Below are 25,550 nucleotides of genomic sequence, written 5' to 3'. Positions count from 1 at the left end.
ATCGCCATTATTATTTATATAGATATCAATAGTTAGCTCTCCCGTATCCTTTCATCCCTATAATAAAGAATCTATACTTTTAAAATAGGATCGATGACTATATAAATTCCTTCTATTCATATTTTTAATTTCATTTATCAAAAAAGAGCATCTTCGCCCTAAAAAAGGGGCAAAGATGCTCTTTTATCTTTGTATATCACGATCAGGTCAACGCTTTAAGTTAATCTATCTCACAAGCATACTATCTATTTCATCGACATTTATACGTTAATTATTTGGAACGACGGTTAGGATTCAGCAGACTGCGGTTTTTGCCATACAGGAAGTAAATCATCAAGCCAACTACCAGCCATCCGAAGAATACAATCCATGTCAGACCCTGCAGCTGCAGCATCAGATACACACAGCCTATTGCACTCAAAATGGGGATCAATGGCACGAAGGGTACGCGGAATCCTCTTTTCAAATCCGGCTGTGTACGACGCAGTACGATAACTCCAATACTCACTACAGCAAAAGCAAACAGCGTACCGATATTAGTCAGCTCTGCCAATTTGCCCAGCGGGATAAAACCAGCGAAGAAAGCGATAATAATACTGGCAATCCACGTGCCAACCGCAGGGGTCTGGCTTTTGCCACTGACTTTGGAGAAGACCGGTGATAGCAGTCCATCTCGGGACATGGCATATAGCAGACGGCTCTGTCCATACATCATAACCAGCAATACGGTTGTAATCCCTGTAATAGCACCAAGAGAGATAATCCAGGCCATACCGTTCAGATGAACGAATTCCAGAGCAAAGGCAACTGGATCACTTACATCAAGCATTTGGTAAGGCACAATTCCTGTCAGAATCAACGATACAATAATGTACAATACCGTACATACGGCAAGCGAAGTAATAATACCGATCGGCAGATCACGCTGCGGCCGCTTTACTTCCTCGGCAGCTGTAGATACCGCGTCAAAACCGATATATGCAAAGAAAACAGTTGCTGCACCAGCAGCTACTCCTCCCCAGCCGAACGGCAGGAACGGTGTCCAGTTATCCGGTTGTACATAGAACACACCAATGCCGATAAAAATCAGCACAACAACCAGCTTGATAGCAACCATAACTCCATTCGCCCGTGTTGCTTCCTTCACCCCACGTGTAAGCAGGAAGGCGATAATCAGTGTAATAATGGAAGCGGTAACGTCAAAATACGTTCCATTCGCCGGGTTAAACGCACTGGTAAGTGCTTGTGGCAAATGAATACCTATTCCAGATAGCAGACTTTGAAAGTATCCCGACCAACCGCTTGCAACAGCGGCGCTGGCAAATCCATATTCCAAAATCAGATCCCAGCCAAGAATCCAGGCGATAATCTCGCCAAATGTTGTATAGCTATACGTATATGCACTACCGGATGCAGGTACAGAAGAAGCAAATTCCGAATAACAAAGTGCCGCAAATGCACATACAATACCCGCTAGCAGGAAAGATAGTACCAAACCAGGTCCCGCATAATTTGCCGCTGCTACCCCGGTAAGTACAAAAATCCCTGTACCAATAATGGCACCGATTCCGAGAGTAGTGAGATCAAGTGCTCCAAGGACAGGTTTCAATTGGCTGTCTCTTGCGGCAATAGGTTTGCGTCTGAATAATGAAGTATTGTCTTTAGAATTGCTCATAGACGAATTCCTTTCTTCTGTAAGGTATATTCACATTTATTCACTAATGTTAAATAACACCTACAGAAAACTACACAATACTACACTTCAACGCGTTGAATGATTGAAACTTTTTTTGAGAAAGTGACATAATAGCTTCCATCGAACCTGTTTCATGAACTAAATCGATGTAGGTTTATATGCAATATGCCAATATGCCTTTCCATATGCTTCCTTTTTGTTGACAATGAGGACAGTTTACCTCTCCTGCCAGATAGGAAATAACATCTCTCAGTTCAAATAATTCAAATCGCACAGCTTGATTCAATAATTCGTTTAGCATTGTACCCAACCTGGTTGTCTCCAGCATAGGTTGGATCGCATTCCCCTTGCTGTCGTCTATCAGCACAGGATCAGTCGGATATACAATCCAGGAGGTCTGCTGATTGGATACGGTAGGCGGCCAAATATACCATTCTTTGCCGCAATGCGGACAAGCTGCCGGATATTCTTCGCCATCGGGATGATGAAACAGTAGTCTGGAGACCGCCGGATAACCATGATAAGCCATAAAGGCTGCAAGCATATACTGTCTGTCTAACTGATCCATAAATCGTTCGCGCACAATAGACAGTATTTTATCATCTAATCGATGTATTTCCCGAATCGCCTGGTGATAGTCCCGTTCGATATCAGCATACAGAGAGCGATCGATGTGACCCTCTACCAATGGATTACGATCTGCTTCATATTCGGCGGCGATCATCCCGCCGTCTGTATAAATACTAGTAATGACGTGATCCTCCGCCGAATGATGCGCAATAGACAACAGGTAAGGAACAGCAGCCAGCGTAGCTGTATAAATCGTATTTTGATGCAGCAATAATTCATATAATTCATCGGCTTGCTCTTGATTGTATTCCTGGATCAGCGAAGCCAGCTGTTGTGGTACCTCTGCGGCTGATCCATAAGCTGTAGAAAGTTCGGCCCATAGAGGGCTGTCCAGTGCAAGCATTATTCGTCCTCCTCCTGATCCTGCTGAAGAGGCAGTGGCAGCTGGATATCCAACCGTGAAATGGCTTCCTGCTTCTCCCGATTACTTACGTGAGTATAAATAATGGTCGTCTGAATAGAAGAGTGACCGAGCAGCTCCTGAACTGTACGAAGATCGGTTCCCTGTCGCAGCAGCATAGTCGCAAAGGAATGACGGAGTTTATGACTCGAATATGGCAGACGCTGCCCCGGCTCCACATCTTCCTGAAACTTGTCAAATGTATCGGCAGCGATCTGCTGGATATTGCGGATCGACAGACGGGTACCTTTTTGCGAGATAAATAGCGCATTCTCTCCGTCCCGCCATGGAGTCAGTCTTTCTCGAATCGCCAGACCCAGAAATTCGGCTACCGCAGACGGAACTGGCAGTGTACGCCATTTTCTTCCTTTACCAAATACCTGTAGTGTACCGCGTTCCTCATTATAATCCTGTACATTCAGCAGATGCACCTCACCAACACGCAGTCCCATATAGGCCATAAGCAAAAAGACAGTCAGATTCCGTGTCCGGTATTTACCTTCTACCGACTGCAAAAAAGCGGTCAGTCTGGACTCATCCAGATAGACAGGTTCCTTGTTCTGTTCGGTTTTGGCCTTTTTGATACCTGCTGCCGGGTTGGCAGCTGCCATTTCCAGTTCCATCAATGCTTTGAAAAAGCAGCTGACCGCTGCATGTTTGCGATTACGTGTTGAATCGCTGACTCCGCGGGAACGTGCTCCACTCAAGTAGGACAATACATGCCGTTTTTTGATCTCGTCCAGGGGTTTGTCACGTACTGAATGGGATTCGAGAAATTCATGTACATCTCCAAGATAGGCTTTACGGGTATATCCGGTATATCCCGCATCCTTCATCCAATCGAGAAAAGCTTCCAGCTCTTCAGCATAGGGACTTCCTGCATCTTCATCCCATGATTCTTCATATTCATCCCGGTTATCCGATAGGGTAGTTCCACGTTTATTCATGATATTTATATTCCTTTCCTGTACCGTTCGCTCCATGGTTGTTCTTCATTGGTTTTTCTTCATTATACAGGAGTCTTTGGCAACTACCTATATTCAGAACAGGCGTTTATCCTTTTCTTCTCTATTTTGTATGGATAGAAATGAATTCCATCTGCTGTTTCACTTGTTTCTTATATGTTTACGTTGACTATAGAAGCAATTGCACAATTAAATTTTGTTGGAGTGATTGTATAGGCAATAACAAGGCACCGATTTGCTGTATTATGCTGTATAAGTCTTTGCAGCAATTTGCATCGGAAGCTTTGACCACAAAGCCTACCAAGCCATTTAATCGTATATCTATCAGCTACTTTATTCTTGAGGAGGCCTTTTACATGACTACCGACAAAAAAGTACATTTGGAACCTGCAGCACAGAAATTTGCCGATGATAACTCCAAACCCCCTTTCCTATTCGATCTGGGGCCTGAAAAAGGACGCGAGACTGTGAATGAAGTCCAGTCCGGTGATATTGCCAAACCAGAAGTAGATATTGAAGATCTGAAAATTCCTGGTGGTCCGAGTGGCGAAGTCGCTATTCGTATCGTACGTCCTCCTGGTGCTCCTGCCGAGCTGCCTGTATTACTGTATATTCATGGCGCGGGTTGGGTATTCGGTAACTCGCATACCCATGATCGTCTGATTCGCGAATTGGCAGTAGGTGCCGAAGTGGCTGTCGTCTTCCCAGAATACAGCCTGTCCCCGGAAGCCAAATATCCAACAGCTATCGAAGAAATCTACGCGGTACTGCAGTGGATTGCTGAACAAGGCAGTGCACAGGGATTTGATACTTCCAAGCTATACGTTGGTGGAGACAGCGTCGGAGGTAATATGACTGCTGCTATTACACTGATAGCCAAAGAGCGCAGCGGTCCTGCGATCCAAAAACAGCTGTTGTTCTATCCAGTAACTGATGCGAGCTTTGATACCGAATCCTATCATCAGTTTGATGAAGGATATTTCCTTGCTCGCGAAGGTATGCAGTGGTTCTGGGATCAATATACTACTGATCCAGCTGAACGTGCGCAGATTACTGCTTCTCCACTGCGCGCTACTACAGAGCAGCTGCAAGGTCTACCGGAAGCTCTGATCATTACCGGCGAAGCCGATGTACTGCGTGACGAAGGTGAGGCCTATGCCAACAAACTTCGCGAAGCGGGCGTTCCGGTAACGGCTGCACGCTTCCAGGGTATTATTCATGACTTTGTGATGCTGAATGTGCTGGCAGAGACACAAGCCAAAAAAGGCGCCATGAAACTGGCGAATGCGTTCCTGCGCGAAGGTCTGTAATTTACTATATACAAATAAAAAGACAGCTGCCTATATGGTCAGCTGTCTTTTTATTTGCATCGTTCATTTTATAACGTTGTTGACTCCTATTTTCTTTATACGAATGACGAATTATCAGTGACATTCTATAATCTATTATAATCATCACAAAATTGATCCCCACCATGACAACACTTCTGCTATAGCCTTGGGCTATAACAGTATAGCTGGAGACTGTGTCCAGACTTCATTGGCGGTGTCGATGACCAGCCTAATCTTGTTCCACTGCTCTTCCTCGGTCAGCATATTTCCTTCTTCTGTTGAAGCAAACCCGCATTGCGTACTCAGACAAAGCTGATCCAGCGGTACATATTGTGACGCTTCAGCAATGCGTTCCTTGAGCATTTCCTTGCTCTCCAGTCCCCCATGCTTGGTTGTAACCAATCCCAGTACAACAAACTGGTTTTTGATATAACGCAGTGGCTGAAAGTCACCAGCGCGTTCATTATCGTATTCCAGGAAAAAGGCATCGACCTGTGTTTTGCCAAACAACTCTTCGGCTACCGGCTCATAGCCTCCTGCTGCAAACCAGGTGGAACGAAAATTGCCGCGACATACATGCAGCGCAATCGTCATATCTTCCGGACAGTGCTCGATACTCTCATTAATCAAACGTACATAGTCGCTGGCCAGCTGGTCAGGATCTTGTCCCCGGTTACGAAGCAGCATCCGGTGCCTGCTGCTGCATAATGTTCCCCAAGTTGTATCATCCAGCTGCAAATAACGACACCCCGCATCATAGAATGCCTGAATGGCCGTTTGATAGACATGGATAATATCCTGATACAATTCTTCCTGATCACTGTATACGTCATTGCCATTATAATTCTCCACAAAATGAAACAGTGCCGGCGAAGGGATAGTCATCTTGGCCGTGCGATCACCAGCGAGCTGCTGCAAATAGCGGAAATGCTCTATCATCGGATGATCACCAAAAGAGATTTTATCAACAATACGGAAACTCTCAGCACGGTTACGATTATCAATCCCCGCTGTAGGCAGACCGATCTTCTGGGTACCCTGAATACCAAGGAAAAAGTCCAAATGCCACCATGTACGGCGGAATTCCCCATCGCTTATGGTCTGCAGTCCCATGTTCTTTTGCTGCTGTACCAGCTTGATAATCTCTTCATTTTCTATCATCTTCAGCTGTTCTGCATTGATCTCCCCGCTCTCATACTGGAACCGCGCATCCCGGATGGATTCCGGTCGCAGGTAGCTGCCTACAATATCACAGCGAAAAGGAGCGGTATTTCGTTTGGTTCCTGTTAATGGACTCTGCATAGGCTCCTCCTGTACTTATAATAGAAATTGATTCATATTCAGATAGCTGTTGGACACCAGATCGTTCAGTATCTCAATGTATTGAGACGCGACTTCACTCGGTTTGCGATCTTTGTGTGCGATCCAGCCCACTGTAAAGTCCTCGCTGGTCTGCAGAGGAACAGATATGAGCTGTTCGTAATTAAACTGGGACACCAGAATGCCAGTGCCGACTGTATAGCCATTCGTGCCGGATAACAGGTTGGCGAGTGTTGCCCGATCATGCACCTTGATACTTTTGGCAATAGAAGAGAAGGTAATCATCTCTTCCGAAAAATGCAGAGAATTATTCGCTCCCTGATCAAATGTAATATAAGGATACGTACTGAGATCCTGCGTCGTCACCATTTCTTTTTGAGCCAGTGGATGACCGGCACGGATAAAAATATGCGGGCTTGTGTTAAACAGCGGCGTAAACATCAGATTTCCATCGCTGAATAGTTTGTTCATAACCTTGAAGTTACGTTCATTAATATAGAGAATGCCAATATCGCTGCGCAGTGTCTTTACATCTTCGATAATGTTATAGGTCTGCGTCTCCCGTAGATGGAGATTGTATTCGTTGATATCGGTCTGTTCCATCAACTTTACAAAAGCATCGGATACAAAAGCATAATGCTGTGTGGAGACGGAGAAATGAATCAGATTGCGCTTGCTGCCATGATAACGATTCTCGATCAATTCGGCCTGTTCGATAATCTGACGGGCATACCCAAGAAACTCCATTCCTTCTACCGAAATACTGATCCCCCGGTTGGTACGGTCAAAAATGGAAATACCAAGTTCGCTCTCCAGTTCCTTGATGGCATTTGAAAGGCTCGGCTGCGAAATAAAAAGCCGCTTTGCCGCCTCGTTCATGGAACCGCAGTTCGCAATTTCAATGGCATACCGCAGCTGCTGTAGTGTCAAAACCTTCCCCCCTGTGGACAATCCGTCTAGTGGTATCACGTTCATTCTCTGCTATTACAGTGTACAGATTTTTGACTAATCGAAGTTATCGTAGCACAGATGATCGGCTCAATCCAAGTGATTCCCTCTGGCATAGTTATTTCCTATAACAGAGTACAGCCGGGAATCACCGTCACTATACAAACAGCATCACTAACCGTTAACGAATACCGGCCAGTGATGCCTGGGTGATGCATTATTTCATGGAAATTCTGGAGATGGTAAAGCTGCCATCACCTGAGAAATCCTGATACGGACTCGGGATGATTCGGTCAATCTGCTGAATTTCTTCTTGGGAAAATTGGATGTCCAGGGCTCCCAGATTATCGATTAACTGCCGTTCATTACGAATACCCACAATCGGAATCACTTCTGGACGCTGCAGCAGCCAGGCCAGAGAGAACTGACTGAGAGTGACTCCTTTGGCATCAGCGAGAGCGGACAATTGTTCCACTGCATTCAGTTTGTGCTGATTATGCGGTGTATCCAGGTCCATCTCTTCTCCCCGCGATCCTGCCGGAAGCGGCTGACCTTTGCGATATTTGCCGGAGAGCCAGCCGCCAGCCAGTGGAGAATAGGCAAGTACGGACAATCCATGACGCTTGGCAGCCGGGAGTATCTCCTGCTCACTGTAACGATTGAACAAGCTATAGGATAACTGATTGGTTACAAAACGCTCCAAATTCATCTTTTCACTCGTCCATAGTGATTCCATCATGCGCCATGCTTCAAAGTTGGAACAGCCGATATACCGCACTTTCCCCTGGCTCACCAGCGTATCCAGCGCTCGCAGGGTCTCATCGATCGGCGTATGCGGGTCAGGACGATGAATCTGGTAGAGATCGATATAATCCGTTCCCAGCCGCTTGAGACTGGCCTCGACTTGTCTCATGATCCGGTAACGGCTTGCGCCTTCACCATTGGGGCCTTCCGCGGTGCGGACTTTGAATTTGGTAGCTACAATAAATTTGTCTCGTCGACCTTTGAGCGACTTGCCGATAATTTCTTCACTTGTTCCTTTGCCATATGTATCTGCCGTATCAAGAAAATTAATACCTGAATCCAGAATCCGGTCCAGTAAGGAGAGTGAACTCTGCTCATCCATATCCCAATCTCCATAAGTCATTGTGCCAAGACAGAGACGCGATACCTGCAGACCACTGCGCCCCATGTACCCATAATCCATCATACTTCCCCCTTTATTAATATTGTGCATGCCGAAGATCCGCACCTGAATAACTGACACCAACGAAAACGCCTTCACTTCCTTTTTATTATAATCAAATCCAGAAGTAATCCCAACTTTACCAATTTGTCCAGAAGTCCAGTTCCTTTCAAGGCTATGGAATCAATATAAATAGATTTGAGGATTTTTGAGCTTACTTGATAGTATTACAGGTTTTCTGTATAGCTATAAAATAAATATTTACTACTAATCATGATTTTGTTATCGATAGTACAAAAAGCAGCTCTTCCTGTAGGAATAGAGCTGCTTTTTGCTGTAATTCTATATTATTTTCAGGAAGACTTGCTGACTGGGTCTGTACTCATCCATGCTTCCAGATCGTTTACTTTCATCGGTCGACCGTAATAGTATCCCTGGATATGATAGCAACCAAGCTGCTGCAGCAGGTCTACATGCTGGCGCGATTCCACCCCTTCGGCCAGTACATTCATCTTAAGCTGTTCGGCAAGTTCGATTACGGAACGGACCACGGCTACATTACGTGGATTCACATCAATATCAAAGATCAGTGAGCGGTCAATTTTGATAAACTGGAACGGAAAGCTGGTTACTGTCTTCATTGATGAATATCCCGTGCCAAAATCATCAACAGCCAGCGTCACTCCCATGCCGACGATCTCTTCACAGATTTGCATAATCTGTTCTTCTTCGCGAATAGCGGCACTCTCTGTAAATTCAAGACAGAGCAGATGGGCAGGCAATCCAGTCTGCATCAGTACTTTTTCTACTTTACGGGCAAAATAAGGATCACTCAGCTGGCTTGCCGATACATTCACAGACATCTGCATTTCCGGATACCCTGCTTCGAGCCAGCGTACGGCCTGTTCAGCCGCTTCCTGCATTACCCATTCCCCAATCGGTCGAATTGTTCCATTCTGCTCGGCAATAGGTACAAAATCCTGAGGGGATACAAAGCCTAACTCGGCTGATTGCCAGCGCAGCAGTGCCTCTACACCAAATACTCTGCCTGTACGACTATCAACCTGAGGCTGATAGACGAGCGAGAATTCATTGCGCAGCAGCGCTGTCTCCAGTCCCTGCTGCATAAGCAGATCACGTTCTGCCTCACTTTTCAATTGACCGGTAAATAGATGATATTGATTCCGTCCCAATCGTTTGGCTGCATACATAGCGATATCCGCATTACGAAGCAATGTCTCCGGATCTTCTCCGTCTCTTAGAGCAATACAGACACCAATACTGCAGGACACATGATAATACTTTTCACCAAGTACAACCTGTTTGGCAAAAGCATGCAGGATGGTATTCGCCATTTCGACTGCTGTCTCTTCTCCCTGCCAGCTCTCCAGTACTGCCAGCAGTGCGAATTCATCGCCGCCAGTGCGTGCCACAATGCTGCCTGGAGGCGTATGTTGACGAATCAGATCCGCTACATTACAGAGCAGAATATCGCCTGCAGAATGGCCCATGGTATCATTAATCCATTTAAAATGATCCAGGTCCATCTGCATTACTACAATTCGCGTACCGTTAGAGTGTGCATTGTGAACGGCTTCCTCCAACTTCATATTGAACTGATAGCGGTTCGCAAGACCTGTCAACGAATCGGTAAATGCCAGTTCCAGCAACTGTTGCTCGTTGCGCTGCTGTTCGGTAATGTCACGCACCAGCAGATAGGAATGCAGCTCGTCCTCAATCTCCATAAAGTCACTATTTATCTCTACCATATAACGCAGACCTGAACGACTCATAATCTCCATCTGCATCTGCTGAGGAAAAGCACGTTCCTGAAACGCCTGATTGATAACATTCAGATACCCACTTTTATCCGGATCCGGTAAAATCGACAGAATATCGATATCGCCTTCGCTCTCGGATATACCTGTTATTGCACGGAAAGCAGGGTTGGATTCGGTTACAATACCACGTGAATTCATCAGGGCAACTCCACTGCTGGAAAGGGTGAACAGCAATTTGTAACGCTGCTCCGCTGTGGCAAGAAAATTATGCTTGCGCATCGCCAGACGCAAAGTGTATGCCAAAATAATTGCTGCATACGTTGGCAGACTATCTACAGGAAGGATAGGAATCTCCGGAAAAATCTGACTGAGAGCAAAAAACATAACCAGCCAGATCGCTGCTGCCGCACTTCCACGTATAATTGTAAGCATCATCTGCTGTTCACGTTCATAAGCACGGCTACTTTTGAGTTTGCGGTAACCAATAAACATAATCATAAGCAAAAAGGAAAGTGAATAAAACGTAATGATGATAAACATCCAGCCAAAAGTTTTATTGTGCATCTCCATCCGCCAATGTTCACCCATAGCCATGTATAGCTTGAAAGTATCCGGCCAGCCATGAAGCAGTATAATTCCGACCAGCGGAACACCTGCAAAAGGATGAAGCAGCCAGAATGGCAATTGAATCCGGCTAAGAATAGCAAAAAAATAGGTGAGGATGGTAATCGCAATAAATGTCAGATCATAAGTCATGCGAGGATTGATCCAGCTTGCAAACCCGTAATCAAGCGACTGGGTGAGAAAATCGGATAAAAATATAAAAGAGAGCGCACCAATCAGGATCGTAGTCAGCCGATGCAGAGAGCTGTCTGGATGCCGCATCAGGATTTCAATAGAAAGTGCACCCAATAGCACAAATGGTATGAATGATATGACTAGGCTAACTAAAAAGCTATACATGACTTTTGACCCCCAGATACACTTAAATACACTTACTATTAATATCGCATGAATTAAAGATAATTTAAATAGCTAACTGCCTTAATTCCAAAAAATATATTTGTATTAAATACATTGACAAATGTCTTTGGAACTATTTTACTCCTTTTAACGGTGCGTCTTATGATTTATTTTATGCTTATTTGTGTAGAACGCTGATTATTTTTTATCTATAATGAATTTTTCATATATTGATTTTTACCTGTTTAACTGTTTATTTTATTGAAACTTAAATCTCATTTTTTTTGCTTTCATTCTTTTTCTATCTTTATAAATAATTAGGTAATTGTACCTATAAAAATACGTAGTGATTTAAATTACAGAAGTAGCAGACAAACAAAAAAAGCAGCCCGAATGGGCTGCCTGTATACGTTGATGCTCAATCATTGTCTGGTTACTATTGAATCCACTGTGCTCTGTTTTTAGTGCTGGCTATCACACGTAGTCAATCCATAGATGACATTTACAATCCATGTGTGACACTCAACTGTTGTCTTTTTTCTCTTGTTCACGCAGTTCGATACGACGGATTTTGCCGGAACTGGTTTTGGGCAGGTCGGTAATAAATTCAACCTTACGAGGGTATTTGTAAGGAGCCGTCCACTCTTTAACATGATTTTGCAGCTCTCTTGCAAGTTCCGGTGTTCCCTCTACTCCATCTTTGAGTACGATAAATGCTTTTACAATATGTCCACGAATCTCGTCGGGACTTGCTACAGCAGCACATTCTTTGACAGCAGGATGCTTCATAAGGGCTTCTTCTACTTCAAAAGGACCGATCGTATAGCCGGAACTGATAATGATATCATCTCCGCGTCCTTCAAACCAGAAATATCCGTCTTCATCTTTACGGGCACGGTCACCGGTAATAAAGTAATCTCCATTGATATTTTCGGCTTTGCGTTCCGGATTCAAGTAATACGTTTGGAACAAAGCAGGCATATCGGTACGGACAGCGATGTTGCCTACTTCTCCTGCGGGTACAGGCTTACCATCTTCATCGATAATCTCGACGAGTCCAGGAGACATGGATTGACCCATCGCACCCAGGCGAATCTCTGTATCGGTCAGGTTACCGATCAGCAGTGTGCTCTCGGTCTGGCCATATCCATCACGAATTGTTAATCCGAATTCACGGTTAAAGGTATGAATGACTTCCTGGTTGAGCGGCTCCCCGGCAGATACAGCGCTGCGCAGGTTGGATAAATCATAGGTACCGAGGTCTTCCAGTTTGGTCATCAGCCGGTACTCGGTTGGCGTGCAGCACAATACCTGTACGCCGTACTGTTGAATCAGCTCCAGATATTTATGCGGCTGAAAAGCTCCATTATAGACAAACCCGGTTGCTCCGCGTCCCAGTACCGACAGGAACGGGCTCCAAATCCATTTTTGCCAGCCCGGTGCAGCTGTTGCCCAGACCATATCATCTTCATGGATATCCAGCCATGGACCTGTAATGCGCAGATGAGCATACGCCCAGCCGTGACTGTGTACAACACCTTTGGGATTGCCGGTCGTTCCGGACGTGTAAGCCAGAATCGCCATATCATCACGCTTGGTAGCTACCGCTTCGAAATGATCGTCTTCATTCTGCATCAAGTTGGTTAGATCCAGCCAGCCTTCGGCAAGCTCGGATTGATCGGCAGCAACTGAGATGCGGAATGACCATGCAGGCAGTTCCTCATCGATTTTGTCTACTTCCCCGGTTACACTGGACCAGGCAATAACTGCACGTGCTTCCGAATGACGCAGTCGATAGGCCAGATCTTTGGCACGCAGCATTTCCGAAGACGGGATAATAACCAGTCCACTTTTGAGACAGGCCAGATATATAATATAGGCAGTAATCTGTCTTGGTACCATGACCAGTACACGATCGCCCTGTTCGAGTCCGAGCTTAAGCAGACCATTTGCCAGGCGGTTCGCCTGCTTCAACAATTCTCCATACGTGATTTCCTGTGTATCTCCCTTGTCATTCAGCCATTTTAGGGCTGTTTTGGCAGGATTATGTCTCTCCATCTCGGAGGTTAGATTGTATTGCTCGGGTGCAGTCCATTCCTGATATTTCATAATCAATTTCCCCTTTATACTACAAAATGAATACTAATGATTCATTTCAGTATAGCACGTCTTAAGACCAGGTTCTAATACTAATTGCAGGTTGCGCTTACATGAAAATAGCAAATGCAGAATATCTCATTCCTATTACTCCTCCTTTTTCCAAATAATTAGCCAAAAAAATCAGCCTGCTGCTTAACAGGCTGATCTTGGATGGCACTATCATATCTTATTCCTATTATAGGTATTACTAATCTATTCGCTTGCTATACGTTGCTACTACTCTATGTCAGTAATTATGATCTTTTATAGTACGCTGCTGTATGATCGTGTATCGATAATTTTGGCTTATATATATCTGTATTATTTTGTTACTTGTATACTCTTCTATATATCCAGAATACCCGGACGCGGAGTTACGCCAAATGCTTGTGCAAGATCAGCAAGTTCCTGACTGGTAATACGCTGCAGAATCGGCAAATGAGCAATTTTCATATAAATCTGGGCGGCTTTCTCGATCGTCTCAATCAGACCAAATGCTTCATCAATCGTCGCTCCGGTACCAAAAATCCCATGCTGTGGCCATAAGACGGCGCGATGTTCTTGCATTTTGATTGCTGTCGCACGTCCGATCTCGCTGGAGCCGGGTACCATCCATGGAATCACCCCGATACCGTCAGGAAATACAACGATACATTCGGTGCACATTTCCCATAGTGTTCTGGTAAATGCATTCTCATCCAGTGTATGCACAAAAGTCATTGCCAGCGTATGGGTCGCATGATTATGCATCACCACGCGATGCTGCGAATCGACTTTGAGACGCTCAATATGACTCATAAAATGAGCAGGAAGTTCACTGGTTGGTACAGCTCCATTTTTCAGTCCCCAGAGCAGCTCGAGCTGTTCTCCATCTCTTGATACACGCAGCATACCCAGATTGCCTTCAGGATCATCGATGATATTTTTGAAATACTTGCCCGAGCCGGTAACGATAAAATACCGCCCTGCCAGTTCGTGTACCGGAAAAGCAGGCTGAAAGCGCCGAATGACGTGATTAATATCCATATACTGGGCAACTTCTTCCTCATCCAAAATACAACTGACATTCCCGCCATTACGCTCATCCCAGCCAAAACGCCACATACTGCGAGTAATCTGTGCCATCTCGCGTACAAATGGAATCTGTTCCGGTTGAAACATAATTGGCTGGTGATCAGGCATCATCGTATGCATGATATTCTCTCCCTTGGTTATCTGAATAAGTGCTATACCCACATTTTAATCTTCTAATTTCTTTAAGTCAATAAAAAACAGAAATAAACAAAAATAAATAAACATTAAAATTTTTAATAATGTTTGTTTTCTTCTGATTTAGCTGTATTGGTACGATACTTATTCTTTTTATGATTAATATACTTGGCATATTAATCAAGCTAGATACGCTAGATACGCTAGATACGCTAGATACGCTAGATACGCTAGATACGCTAGATACGCTAGATACGCTAGATACGCTTAAGTATATTTGAAAGACCAGCAAGAAACTTTTATTTTTATTCTGCTGTTACTATTTATTTTCTATCTCTTTATCTGTAGCTGTATATGCATCAGCGTTCGCATTTTATAGAAGAGTAGGTGTATTTCTACGCAATTCTGCTAGATCTCTTTTTTTGTAATCCCTTACATATTAGAATATATTGGAAATTAATATATGGAAAAGGTGGTTGAATTGATGAAGAAAAAGTGGTTTTCTCTCCTCCTCTCTACCGTATGTGCTGCCGGATTGGTAACTCCGTGGAATACCCATCTGCCGACAGCAGAAGCTTCTTCCTCCAGCAATTGGGTGCCGATCTGGTCAGATGATTTTAATGGACCTAACGGAAGCGGTGTAGATACGTCCAAATGGAATCTGGAGACCGGCAACAATAATGGCTGGGGCAACAATGAACTGGAGTACTACACGAACCGTACCAATAATTCCTATATGGAAAATGGAAATCTGGTTATCCAGGCGCTAAAAGAGAATTACCAGGGATCTCAATATACTTCAGCGCGTCTGACAACCGCCAACAAATTTAATGTCAAATACGGTAAAATCGATATCCGTGCCAAAGTTCCTTATGGCAAAGGAATATGGCCTGCCGCCTGGATGCTGGGCAGCGATATTGGTAGCAATCCCTGGCCGGCAAGTGGCGAGATCGACGTTATGGAGTACATTGGTCCGCCTGCACCCAATACGGTCTACGGAACGATTCATGGTCCAGGCTACTCTGGCGACAAAGGATTATCTGCCGGTTATACCATTGGAGAACCGTTCAGCAATGCCTTTCATAACTATACAGTGGAGTGGGAACCTGGCGTTATTCGCTGGTATGTAGATGGCAAACTGTATCACACCCGTACCCCTGCCGATGTAGGTGATAACACGTGGGCTTATGACAAGCCATTCTTCCTGCTGCTCAATCTGGCGGTAGGCGGCAACTGGCCGGGTTATCCGGATGCAAGTACTGCTTTCCCGCAAAAATTGCTGGTTGATTATGTCCATGTGTTCCAGCGTGAAGGCGGCTATAACATTGTAGCGCTCAAAGCAGGTGCCAATGGTAAATACGTTACAGCGGAAGATTATGGCAGAGGCGCCCTTATCGCCCGTTCGGATAATGTGAGTACCTGGGAACGCTTCGAACTGGTGGATCTGGGTAGTAATCGCGTCGCCCTGCGCTCCATGATCAACGGCAAATATGTATCTGCAGACAATAACGGAACCAGTCCGTTAATTGCCAATAAAACGTCTATCGGTACCTGGGAGACATTTGAACTTGGTACGACAGCAGATGGCAAACGAACACTGAAATCCCTGGCCAATAACAATTATGTAACAGCCGACAATACCGGCAGCAGCCCGCTTATTGCCAATCGTGCCAGTGTTGGCGGAGCATGGGAAGCTTTTGAAGTAGTGAAGCAATAAAATGAAAAGGGAGATTAACCGCCTGCAGTGGTTAATCTCCCTTTTATGACTTTTCAATTGTTGTAAAGGTACTTTGAATATCATCGCTAAATTGCTTAGAACTTGGAACGACATCCCATTGCTTCTTTGGCGAGCAGGAGTACCTGTTCTGCCAGCTTGGCTGAATCACTCTCATGATCGTCCTCGAAAATAAAAGGACCCAGCACGTATTCGTTAATATACAATGGCGAACCGGTCTGGTCTCCTTCTACAAAGGCATCCTGATACAAAATACGATGATAGCAGGCATAATCCTCCATGCCATAAAATTCGGCATGATCTGCTTCGGGGTCCATTTGCAGAACAAAGTGATGTTCATCTTCTACTGTCAGATTGCGCACCGGACGTGAAGCAACATACACAGCAGCTGTCCAGAACATTCCCTGGCATTTCTGGCATTCGCCACAGGAATAGGATGTATCATACCAGTCGCTGCCTAGAATACTGCTGCGTATTCCGGTAATCGTATCGCTATCCATATATACATAACGATCTTCAAGCTCCGGCAATCCGGGATAAATATGCACCTGCTGTTTGTTGCCAGCTTTGGGGTCTGGTTCGACCCGAATCAGTACTTCCCGGCAATGCGGGCAATGGTGTTCAATAGCAGCCATTTTAGCTTCCTGTATGGGCTGCTGAAGTACTTTTAGAAATGTTCCCGATGTGTTCATTTTCATTCTCCAATCAATTGTAGATCATACTCCAACCTATTCTATCAAATTGGGTATTAGGACATGAATCATTGCGCAACTGTGCGCCGACCCTTTAACAAGTATACTACAAATTAGGTTTTATGACCCAATTTGAATGAACATTTCCAATTTGGAATGTATATTATGATAAAAATTATATATTCAGGTAGAAGGACCTTGCTTCAACACGCCTTATCCTGAGGCATATATCCCGGTATATAATCAAAAAAGAGCCAGATCACCTGGCTCTTTTTCCAAATTGTCCCGCATTATTCTATTTAATATAACAAATCAAAAGAGACACCTTGATCTGCTATTCTCAGATGACACCATTTTGTCTTGATCTCCATCAAATCGTTTACTTCTGTTCTCCGCGCTGCAAAAAGCGGAAACATCCCGCAAACATAATCAAAATCCAGATCGCGAACACAAAGAAAATCATACTGAATACGCTTGGCTGGCTGCTCAATAGTACGCTTGGAGACCAACCGGTATGCGACTGATCCAGGATTAGTCCGAGCACCGTCGTACCAATCGCTCCCGAAATAAAGCTAAGCATCATATACATTCCCATGCCTACGCCGACCTGCGGTCCTTTCAGTGTACGGGATACCGTATTGGCAAGTCCAACCTGAGCAAATGTAAGTCCGGTATTCCCGATCACGAGCAGCAGCATAATGATCAGATACGATCCGCCAGTGAATAGCGAGATCAGCACATACGTAAGCAGCTGCAGACTGAATGCTATAGCAAGCAGGAACGAATTTCCTTTGCTGTCAGCAATACGACCGCCGATAATGCCGAAGATCGCGGCAATTAACGCACCCGGGAACATCACCAATCCGGTAGTAAACGAAGTTAGTCCATTTACACTGCTCAGCAGCTGCGGAATCAGATATGGTACACACAGATTGAAGATCAATACCAGACAAGCAATAATCATCGTTATCGTATATGCACTATTCCGGAAAATAGCCGGATCCAGAAACGGTTGTTTGGCTTTGCGAATATAGAGTATAAAGATAATCAATACAATAAGTGTCAGTACACTCAGCAGTAGACTGGTATTGGTAATTGCCAGCAGCAGCAGAGTTACTCCAGCAGCAAGCAGGATACCGCCCAGCAGATCGATACGTGACGGATGCGTCTGATCTTTGTCCAGGTATTTACGGAAAAATGGAATAGTAACCAGCGATAGCAGGCTGATCGCGAACAGATAACGCCAGTCCGCAAAGCTGGTGATCAATCCGGCAACAATCGGACCCATTGCCGTACCAAGTGCCATACCGGACGAGGTGATACCCAGGGCTCTGCCCCGCTTTTCTGCCGATACATAGCGGATCGGAATGACCATAGAGGATGCCGGAATAACCGATGCACCTGCCGATTGTAGAATACGTCCGGCAATAACCATCCAGAAGCTGGATGAGATAAAACCAAGCACTGATCCGATTGCAAACAGACACAGTCCGAAGGTAAGCAGATTTTTCAATTTATAACGATCAGCCAGCTTCCCGTAAGTAACCGAACCAATCGCATAGATAATAATATAAGAAGTGACGACCCAGCTAACCTGTGAGCTGGATAAATGAAAGTCTGCACGAAGCGCAGGCAATGCTACATTGAACATTGTCGAGTTCATCACAGATAATACCATGGCAAATGCCAGTACAAAAATAATTTTCATGTTAAATGCACCAATGAATCGTATGACAGGATATAGAGCCAGCCCTATATCCTGTATATATCATCTTATCCTTTGTTCCATTATTTCTTCTGGTGAGAGTTAGGTGGTCCTACAACGTTCAGATCCAGCTTGTCGATATTTTCCATCAGACGATCAATACGTGCCGGTCCCGGATTATTAGGGAACATGTAATGTTCATACTCATCACCAAGTAGACGGAAGAACGGTTCGAACAATCCACTTACGAGCAGTCCCACTACTTTGGTAAAGTGATCATCCAGACGATAGGAGTGCACTGTACCAGCTGGCACATGCAGGAAGTCACCCGGGAACAACTGGATTTCTTCGTCATTGGCCCACATGGTCATACGGCCCTGTGTACAGAAGAATGTCTCTGTATGATGATCATGGTAGTGAGATACGATTTCATCCCCTTTTGGACCGTCACTCGCTACAATAATATAACCGCCATCTGTCGTTTTCTGGGTTGCAAGCAGACGGTGCACCTGATCGCCGGTCAACAAGCGGATTCCTTCGCCGCTTTCCAGTACATAATTACTTACTTCATCCGGTACGACTGTATTGCTTACCAGTTCATACGCAGGGAATTCTGTGCTGCCAGCGGAGAATACGATATCTGCATTCTGCTCTGCCTGACGGCGATGTTCTTCAGAATAGGCATGATCGGTAAATGGTGGATACTCGATATGCTCATAGGATTGACCCAGTGCCGGATAGACTTTGGTGATATCGCCGGAAATGGAATAAGAGATAAAGCTGTTACGATGTCCGAGCAGCTGATAGGCATGTTCTGTACCCGGTGTGATGTGGGCATAGTCCCCCGGCAGCAGCAGATGGCTCTGTCCATCGATTACAAATTGTAAACGTCCTTCCATCACATAAATGGATTCGTAGGTATTTGGATGCGTATGCATCGGGAAGCTCTCACCTTTGGGTCCGCCGATAACTGCTGCGGAGAAAATATCTCCTGTGCTTTCTGCATTGGCGATAATAGTAGCGACCTGATTACCGAACAGATAACGTTCGCCGTCACCTCTGCGAAGCAGATAAGGCATTTTTTCCTGTGGTAAATGAGTAATTAATTGGGTTGTTGTCATTATGTTCCTCCTGTAGATATACTATAAATTTGAATGTTATTATTCATAAAGGTACTCTGGTTCAGCTACATATATCGTCGATTGCAGCAGTGATGCCCAAAACCTTACTTATTTATTGTAGCCAACATTATAAATTTGAAATATAGTTAAAGGCGACACAACTATGGGCAATTACGACAGAAGTAGGAGAGTTAATCATGACTACAACCGAACTTAAAATAGTTGAACATCCTTTTGAAAATAATAATCCGCTTTCTTTTCTAACTATAGATGTGGTGCAATCCTATCAGCAGCATGCCCATCCTTTTTATGAAATTATCTATGTATCGGAAGGCAAAGGATTGCTTTTTATTGACAAAGAATCCTTCGAAGTGTCGGAGGGCGATCTGTTCTTTATTCCGATTGGCATTCACCATATGTTTCACCTTCAGGACCGTAAACAGCCGGCACAGCTGCAGATTATGAACTGTATGTTTTTGCCGGAAGTGCTGATGACGAGCGGTAATCAGGATAATCTCGCCTGGGATGAAGAGTTTCAGGAAATCGCCGGATTTTTTCGCAAGTCTGAGCGATGGCTTGGATATCGGGAGCAGAATAATGAATTTGCCCGGATTATGTATTCTATGCATCTTAACCAATTGAATGCGACTCCTGGCTATCGGTACAAATTATACCTTTCTCTGCTGGAGCTTCTGCACACCATGCACATGCATAATCAGTTTAGCTATCCGACTACACCCATGACGATCGAAGATCCGGTAGCTTTTGCCATCAATTATGTGCAAACGCATTATCGTGATCCGCTCAAACTTGATGAACTATGCCAGTGGATATCTATCAGTCCCCGCCATCTGCAGCGCAAACTCAAGCAGACTACCAGCCAGACCTTTATCCAGCTGTTACAAAATGTACGCGTTATGCACAGCTGCGAGCTGCTGATCGAGACGGACTGGAGTGTACAGATGATTGCTGCAGAAGTGGGTGTGCATGATATGAAGTATTTTTACCGGATTTTTAAAGCACGATGCGGGCTCACACCTTCCCAATTTCGCAAGCAGCATACCGGCGGTACGTCGCTGCCTACTGATCATTAAGCATAGCGTTATAGCATGCAATATCGATAAACACCATCCAATAAATAATGTCAGATAAACAATACGAAATAAACAGGCATAACCAGATAGCATTTGCTATATAACAAATGTTATACAACACTTGCTATACAAATCCGGAATACAACAAAAAGCCGAAGGGATAGTATCCCCTCCGGCTTTTTGTTAATTTAGTTATCATTACCCTGATCCTGCTCAGCACTCCAATACAAACCATGTTCATATGATGGATAACAGATCAGTAAATGAATTTCCCGAATCATCTCTGTGTCTATCCAACTCCATAGAAATAGAAATTCTGTACATGCGTATTTATTGGAATGATTCTATTTTGTTTCGCTACGCCTGCTTTTTCTATTATTTCTCTTTACGATTATTGCTCTGTGCGATCTTCACGTGCTGCTTCCAGAGCAAGTGGTGCTGCTGCTGTAGGTGCTGGCAGAGAATCTGTACTGGAGCTACGTTTGGAATAGGCACAGATCAGCGTCGTTAATCCGGCTAGCGCCAGTGTAGTAATAATCGGGTGCTTGGTCGCTTCTACATACAGACTTCCTTTACGAATATGACCTTCCTGCGTACCACGCTCATGCAATCCGTATCCTGCATGATACAGTGCACTTGTCTCTGGTGGATTCGAAGGGCGATCTTTGGACTGCTGTCCACGGAACATAACCGCTTCGAACATCAGATCGGTCAGACGCGGTACAAAGTTCCCGAATAGAGCGCCCAGTCTCGCTTGAGATCCGACAAACATATCCCGTTTCGGATGTTCGGCTGCATACAGAATCGCCTTTGCTACAGATTCCGGCGGATAGATCATCCCTCTGTGAGCGGGCTGCTTATCCAGATAGCTGTGGGCATGTTCATTATATGGCGTATCGATACGTCCCGGATGAACCAGTGTCACGGAGACCGGTGCTTTTTCCTTTTCCAGCTCCATCCGCAGATTCTCGGTCCACCCATGTACAGCAAATTTGGCAGAAGAATAAGTAGACTGTATGACTACACCACGATCACCAAAAATACTGCCAATATTAATCAGAGCGCCCGGTACACGGCGTTCCTTGAAATGTTTTACCGCTGCACGGGAGCCATATACAACGCCCCAGTACACTGTATCAAACATCCGCTTCATATCATCAATGCTAACTTCGGTCGCTTTACCAAAAATGGAGACGCCGGCGTTATTAACCCATGTATCAAATCGGCCGAAAGTCCGAATCGCAGTCTCGGCAATACGTTGTATGTCTTCTTCTTTACCTACATCTGCGGTCACCCAGGTCGCGGGATAACCCTTGCCGCGCAGTTCTGCCGCCAGCTGGATAATCGCTTCTTCATTACGTGCAGCCAGAACAACCTTGGCTCCTCGTGCTGCCGCCATTCTCGCTGTTACCAGACCTATTCCACTTGATGCACCCGTAATTACGATTACCTGATTTTTTAATTTTTTAAGTGATACTGCCATAATGGTGATCCCTCCTCGAAATAGTCTCAACAACAATTTACCCGCAGACCGCCGGGCCCAATCCATGATTCGCTTATCTACTGTTCTGCATAGTTATAATAAGGAGCCTGACCACTCTCCATGGCAGGCTCCCGATGTGTTATTTCTAGGTGAAAATGCTGCTTAGAACAGTACGTGTGGTGCAGTATTGATTTTCCACTGTCCGTCTACCAGTGCAAACTTCACCATCACACGTTCTACTGGCTGTGCATTGTCCACATAAGGAACAGTCAGACGATAGACGCGGGAAGTATCGGTCATGCTGATCATTTTGGCTGTAGCACGGTCGAATTCCAGCAGGCTGCCGCCATCTGCTTGCAGTTGAGCCATTTTGCCGTTATTTTGAACAAAGTTTTTCTGGATAAATGTCTCGCTCGCCTGCTTGGTATAGGTCTCCATCAGATAAGCGAGCAGCTTGCTGCGTGTACCAATATCCTGCGATAGATAGCGGTAAGTCTGACCGCTTAGCGTAAATGTACCTGCTGCGGTACTGGATGCTCCGCCGGATGTGGTATAGGTGTATCTTTTCTGTGCTTCCACGATTAGAGGAATAACCGTCTCATGGTTTAATTTGCTAACACCGGTCCAGGCTGCGTATGTAGAGCCTGTAGCCGTAGTTGCACCGGCAGCAGCTGCAGCTGATTGGGTATTATTGTTGGATTTGCTGGATGCAGCCGCTTTGGATGAACCTTTTGTACCCGCTTTGGCTGCAGAAGATGCTTTGGAGCTGCTGTTTTTATCTGCTTTAGCACTGTTGGTCTGATCGTTTTTTGTAGATTTTGTTGAAGTTGTTGTGCTTTTTGTGGAAGAATTGCTGGTTTTGGCACCAGATGGTGCCGATGCTGTGGATGAAGTTGTGCTTTTACTTGATGACGCAGACGTGCTTGCTGCGTTTGATTTGGCTGTCGGTGCTGTCGTCGATGCTGCTGATGCTGGTGCTCCCGAATATAGAGAAGCAGATACGACGGCTGTCATCAGTAATGTAGTTGCTGTTGGTTTGGTCCAGTTCATGGTTGAATTCGATCCTTTCACTTTTCAAATCTGTAATAGGTGTATACTCTCTTGTTTATTATGACAGCTGTGCAGCCGATATTCCACTTTGGCAGCCTACAGCAAATCTTGTATTTGTTCAGCCGGCTTGTATGAATTTGGAATCCGGTATTAATTCATATCAATAAAGATCCAAAAAGTAAGAATAGGAAACAGCGCCTACCGAGGAGCACAACAGAAGTATATAAAACACAGCGTTCCATTTGCCCAATTGTTTTGTACTCCATCCCTTGATCCCGAATCGAAGCATAATAAGTGATAATAAAGCTATAATAGCGCTGATGACCCATACAATAACCAGTACAACAGCTCTAAACGATTCGCTGGAGGTAAACATGACCAATATTATGCATACGCCGATTAAAATAATCAAAATATTCAGCCAGTTGGAGATGATTCTTGCTTTTAATGAATAGCCTTCTGGTCTGTTTATCTTTTTTCGGAACAAAAATCGGAGTATTCCCCATATCATACCCACTGCCGCTATACTAAATACAAAAGGACGTACGATATATTCCATTATCATTTCTTTCGTATTTAGTTTCTCCAGCGTTTGCAGGGGGACATCCATATTAATAACTGCATATTGTTTACCTGTGCTATCCTGTTTAAAATAAATTTGCCGTCCGTTCTCCTTGCTGACATATAGATGATCTCCGGCATGAATATACATTCCACTTACTCTTGAATCAAAAGCCTGTACTTTAATATTTCCGTCTCCGGCATCCTTGATTGCTATTTTCAAAAACAGCCCTCTACTTTTCAATGGCCCTTCCAGCAGACGTTGTGCAAAAACGTAGGAACCACTCAGCGCTTCGGTATCTTCAGCTTGTAGACCAGTCGGAATATTGATTGGTGTTCCACCGTTCAATGGAACATTATAATAACCATAAATAACATCTTCTAGTCCTTCACGCAGTGCTCCATCATCCAGGGTATTGTAGGACACAAAATATCCTAATTGCTGCTTCGGAGATATGGAAAGCTGACTGGTGAATGTATCTGCATCTCCATTGTGCATAACAATATCCGGATTGCGATAGTCTTCGTAAAATCCATATCCGTAACCAGGCAGGGAAGAATGTACCGAAAAATGTTTTTCCCTCATTAATTTGGCAGTGGCGGTGTTTAGTATTCGGGTATTTTCATATATTCCATTTTGCAGATTGGCAAGCAGGAACTTGGCCATATCTCCTCCGGTAGATACAATGGCGCCAGCAGGGTAAACAAGAACGCTACCCGGATCCTGTGATGTAAAAGTGTCATTTTCATACGCATATCCCCGGGAAGCATATTGAACATTTTCAGGAGATAACGCATAGAATGAGTGACTCATCTGTAAAGGAGCAAAAATATGTTCAGTTAAGTAGTTATCAAAAGAATCACCAGTAACTTGTTCCACAAGATGACCGATCAGCGTGTATCCATAATTACTGTATTGAATAACTTCTCCCGGTGGTCTTTCCAGTGGAGGCAAATGTTCTTGTAGTGTATCGATAAGCGGTTTAGGATATTCTCTTAATCCTTCGCTGTATATCCCTTCGACACTTTCAGCCAGTCCGCTTGTTTGTGTAAGCAGATGCTCCAGAGTCAATGGTTCGGCATAAGGGTTTTGTACCTGCATGTCTTTATAATATGTATTAACATCCTCGTTTAAACTTATTTTCTTTTGTTCCACCTGCTGCATTGCCGCTACAGCGGTAAACAGTTTGCTTACCGAGCCGATGCGGAACAACGTTGAATCGGGGTCTACCTTTTTTTGTTGTGAAATATCAGCATAACCATAACCCTTATTCAGAACAACTTTTCCATCTTTGACTATAGTTACAACAGCACCTGCAATATGCTGCTCCTTCATCTTTTTTTCCATATACTTATTTACTGTCCCGGCCAGATCGGCTTTGAGAGCCGTATCTGCTGCCCCAATAGATTTGGCAGGCAGCAGATTGAAGATCAAGAGCCCCATGATAAAAAAGAGTATCGATTTTACACCTATCATTTTGAGTGTTTGCATTATAATTCCTCCCGTTTTTTCTACTGTATCCAGTCTAAAAGAAAGTCAT

18 protein-coding genes are annotated in these 25,550 nt (G+C 44.6%); 3 read left to right on the top strand and 15 right to left on the bottom strand.

What is annotated here, in order from left to right; translation table 11 throughout:
• Positions 1-271: 271 nt before the first annotated feature.
• From WH46_RS07710 to WH46_RS07700, 3 genes are all read right to left on the bottom strand, one after another.
• Positions 272-1,675, bottom strand: a complete 1,404-nt coding sequence (locus WH46_RS07710) for a branched-chain amino acid transporter BcaP (RefSeq protein WP_046226288.1) — start codon at positions 1,673-1,675, stop codon at positions 272-274.
• A 175-nt stretch (positions 1,676-1,850) separates the two neighbouring features.
• On the bottom strand, positions 1,851-2,669 hold the full coding sequence (locus tag WH46_RS23325; RefSeq protein WP_052714153.1) for a hypothetical protein: 819 nt from the start codon (positions 2,667-2,669) through the stop codon (positions 1,851-1,853).
• On the bottom strand, positions 2,669-3,673 hold the full coding sequence (locus WH46_RS07700; RefSeq protein WP_046226287.1) for a tyrosine-type recombinase/integrase: 1,005 nt from the start codon (positions 3,671-3,673) through the stop codon (positions 2,669-2,671). The genes WH46_RS23325 and WH46_RS07700 overlap by 1 nt, the downstream gene beginning before the upstream one ends.
• Before the next feature lie 374 nt (positions 3,674-4,047).
• On the opposite strand from WH46_RS07700, the gene WH46_RS07695 reads away from it, so the two are divergent.
• Positions 4,048-5,001, top strand: coding sequence for an alpha/beta hydrolase (locus WH46_RS07695; protein ID WP_046226286.1), 954 nt, complete (start codon positions 4,048-4,050; stop codon positions 4,999-5,001).
• Between the two features lie 192 nt (positions 5,002-5,193).
• On the opposite strand, the gene WH46_RS07690 is transcribed toward WH46_RS07695, so the two are convergent.
• The 6 genes from WH46_RS07690 to rhaD form a co-directional block, all read right to left on the bottom strand.
• Positions 5,194-6,324: a 5-methyltetrahydropteroyltriglutamate--homocysteine S-methyltransferase gene (locus WH46_RS07690; RefSeq protein ID WP_046226285.1), complete on the bottom strand. Its 1,131-nt coding sequence runs from the start codon at positions 6,322-6,324 to the stop codon at positions 5,194-5,196.
• 15 nt (positions 6,325-6,339) lie between these two features.
• Positions 6,340-7,272, bottom strand: a complete 933-nt coding sequence (locus tag WH46_RS07685; RefSeq protein ID WP_017812129.1) for a LysR family transcriptional regulator — start codon at positions 7,270-7,272, stop codon at positions 6,340-6,342.
• A 235-nt stretch (positions 7,273-7,507) separates the two neighbouring features.
• On the bottom strand, positions 7,508-8,500 hold the full coding sequence (locus WH46_RS07680; RefSeq protein WP_231584310.1) for an aldo/keto reductase: 993 nt from the start codon (positions 8,498-8,500) through the stop codon (positions 7,508-7,510).
• Between the two features lie 329 nt (positions 8,501-8,829).
• Complete coding sequence (locus WH46_RS23320; protein ID WP_082208341.1) at positions 8,830-11,220, bottom strand: putative bifunctional diguanylate cyclase/phosphodiesterase; 2,391 nt, start codon at positions 11,218-11,220, stop codon at positions 8,830-8,832.
• A 522-nt stretch (positions 11,221-11,742) separates the two neighbouring features.
• Positions 11,743-13,329 carry an acetate--CoA ligase gene (locus tag WH46_RS07670; protein ID WP_046226283.1) on the bottom strand — a complete coding sequence of 529 codons (1,587 nt, stop codon included), beginning with the start codon at positions 13,327-13,329 and terminating at the stop codon, positions 11,743-11,745.
• A 375-nt stretch (positions 13,330-13,704) separates the two neighbouring features.
• Complete coding sequence (gene rhaD, locus WH46_RS07665) at positions 13,705-14,553, bottom strand: rhamnulose-1-phosphate aldolase (RefSeq protein ID WP_197088259.1); 849 nt, start codon at positions 14,551-14,553, stop codon at positions 13,705-13,707.
• A 499-nt stretch (positions 14,554-15,052) separates the two neighbouring features.
• Here rhaD and WH46_RS07660 point away from each other — a divergent pair, with 499 nt between their 5' ends.
• Positions 15,053-16,285, top strand: a complete 1,233-nt coding sequence (locus WH46_RS07660; RefSeq protein WP_017812124.1) for a family 16 glycosylhydrolase — start codon at positions 15,053-15,055, stop codon at positions 16,283-16,285.
• Between the two features lie 95 nt (positions 16,286-16,380).
• Here the strand turns inward: WH46_RS07660 and WH46_RS07655 are convergent, their stop codons facing one another.
• The 3 genes from WH46_RS07655 to WH46_RS07645 form a co-directional block, all read right to left on the bottom strand.
• Positions 16,381-16,995, bottom strand: coding sequence for a hypothetical protein (locus WH46_RS07655; RefSeq protein ID WP_017812123.1), 615 nt, complete (start codon positions 16,993-16,995; stop codon positions 16,381-16,383).
• Positions 16,996-17,374: 379 nt separating this feature from the next.
• Positions 17,375-18,703 (bottom strand): MFS transporter, encoded by a 1,329-nt coding sequence (locus tag WH46_RS07650; RefSeq protein WP_046226282.1) that lies wholly within the window; start codon positions 18,701-18,703, stop codon positions 17,375-17,377.
• 80 nt (positions 18,704-18,783) lie between these two features.
• On the bottom strand, positions 18,784-19,821 hold the full coding sequence (locus WH46_RS07645; RefSeq protein WP_046226281.1) for a quercetin 2,3-dioxygenase: 1,038 nt from the start codon (positions 19,819-19,821) through the stop codon (positions 18,784-18,786).
• A 197-nt stretch (positions 19,822-20,018) separates the two neighbouring features.
• Here WH46_RS07645 and WH46_RS07640 point away from each other — a divergent pair, with 197 nt between their 5' ends.
• Positions 20,019-20,915 carry a helix-turn-helix domain-containing protein gene (locus WH46_RS07640; RefSeq protein ID WP_046226280.1) on the top strand — a complete coding sequence of 299 codons (897 nt, stop codon included), beginning with the start codon at positions 20,019-20,021 and terminating at the stop codon, positions 20,913-20,915.
• Between the two features lie 391 nt (positions 20,916-21,306).
• Here WH46_RS07640 and WH46_RS07635 read toward each other — a convergent pair whose 3' ends face one another.
• The 3 genes from WH46_RS07635 to WH46_RS07625 all read right to left on the bottom strand — a co-directional run bounded on the left by WH46_RS07635 (position 21,307) and on the right by WH46_RS07625 (position 25,501).
• Positions 21,307-22,398 carry an SDR family oxidoreductase gene (locus WH46_RS07635; protein ID WP_052714151.1) on the bottom strand — a complete coding sequence of 364 codons (1,092 nt, stop codon included), beginning with the start codon at positions 22,396-22,398 and terminating at the stop codon, positions 21,307-21,309.
• A gap of 162 nt (positions 22,399-22,560) precedes the next feature.
• Positions 22,561-23,448, bottom strand: a complete 888-nt coding sequence (locus WH46_RS07630; protein WP_052714150.1) for a DL-endopeptidase inhibitor IseA family protein — start codon at positions 23,446-23,448, stop codon at positions 22,561-22,563.
• A 160-nt stretch (positions 23,449-23,608) separates the two neighbouring features.
• Positions 23,609-25,501, bottom strand: coding sequence for a serine hydrolase (locus WH46_RS07625; RefSeq protein WP_017812117.1), 1,893 nt, complete (start codon positions 25,499-25,501; stop codon positions 23,609-23,611).
• Positions 25,502-25,550: the final 49 nt, after the last annotated feature.

This window comes from Paenibacillus dauci, assembly GCF_000971985.1.
Taxonomy (GTDB): Bacteria; Bacillota; Bacilli; order Paenibacillales; family Paenibacillaceae; genus Saccharibacillus; species Saccharibacillus dauci.
This window is presented reverse-complemented; position numbering and strand designations above follow the sequence as displayed.

What these genes read in the sequence shown, in the direction of transcription:
- WH46_RS07710 (WP_046226288.1), bottom strand. Translation starts at nt 1,675, where the DNA reads ATGAGCAATTCTAAAGACAATACTTCATTATTCAGACGCAAACCTATT.
- WH46_RS23325 (WP_052714153.1), bottom strand. Translation starts at nt 2,669, where the DNA reads ATGCTTGCACTGGACAGCCCTCTATGGGCCGAACTTTCTACAGCTTAT.
- WH46_RS07700 (WP_046226287.1), bottom strand. Translation starts at nt 3,673, where the DNA reads ATGAATAAACGTGGAACTACCCTATCGGATAACCGGGATGAATATGAA.
- WH46_RS07695 (WP_046226286.1), top strand. Translation starts at nt 4,048, where the DNA reads ATGACTACCGACAAAAAAGTACATTTGGAACCTGCAGCACAGAAATTT.
- WH46_RS07690 (WP_046226285.1), bottom strand. Translation starts at nt 6,324, where the DNA reads ATGCAGAGTCCATTAACAGGAACCAAACGAAATACCGCTCCTTTTCGC.
- WH46_RS07680 (WP_231584310.1), bottom strand. Translation starts at nt 8,500, where the DNA reads ATGATGGATTATGGGTACATGGGGCGCAGTGGTCTGCAGGTATCGCGT.
- WH46_RS23320 (WP_082208341.1), bottom strand. Translation starts at nt 11,220, where the DNA reads ATGTATAGCTTTTTAGTTAGCCTAGTCATATCATTCATACCATTTGTG.
- WH46_RS07670 (WP_046226283.1), bottom strand. Translation starts at nt 13,329, where the DNA reads ATGAAATATCAGGAATGGACTGCACCCGAGCAATACAATCTAACCTCC.
- rhaD (WP_197088259.1), bottom strand. Translation starts at nt 14,553, where the DNA reads ATGCATACGATGATGCCTGATCACCAGCCAATTATGTTTCAACCGGAA.
- WH46_RS07660 (WP_017812124.1), top strand. Translation starts at nt 15,053, where the DNA reads ATGAAGAAAAAGTGGTTTTCTCTCCTCCTCTCTACCGTATGTGCTGCC.
- WH46_RS07655 (WP_017812123.1), bottom strand. Translation starts at nt 16,995, where the DNA reads ATGAACACATCGGGAACATTTCTAAAAGTACTTCAGCAGCCCATACAG.
- WH46_RS07650 (WP_046226282.1), bottom strand. Translation starts at nt 18,703, where the DNA reads ATGAAAATTATTTTTGTACTGGCATTTGCCATGGTATTATCTGTGATG.
- WH46_RS07645 (WP_046226281.1), bottom strand. Translation starts at nt 19,821, where the DNA reads ATGACAACAACCCAATTAATTACTCATTTACCACAGGAAAAAATGCCT.
- WH46_RS07640 (WP_046226280.1), top strand. Translation starts at nt 20,019, where the DNA reads ATGACTACAACCGAACTTAAAATAGTTGAACATCCTTTTGAAAATAAT.
- WH46_RS07635 (WP_052714151.1), bottom strand. Translation starts at nt 22,398, where the DNA reads ATGGCAGTATCACTTAAAAAATTAAAAAATCAGGTAATCGTAATTACG.
- WH46_RS07630 (WP_052714150.1), bottom strand. Translation starts at nt 23,448, where the DNA reads ATGAACTGGACCAAACCAACAGCAACTACATTACTGATGACAGCCGTC.
- WH46_RS07625 (WP_017812117.1), bottom strand. Translation starts at nt 25,501, where the DNA reads ATGCAAACACTCAAAATGATAGGTGTAAAATCGATACTCTTTTTTATC.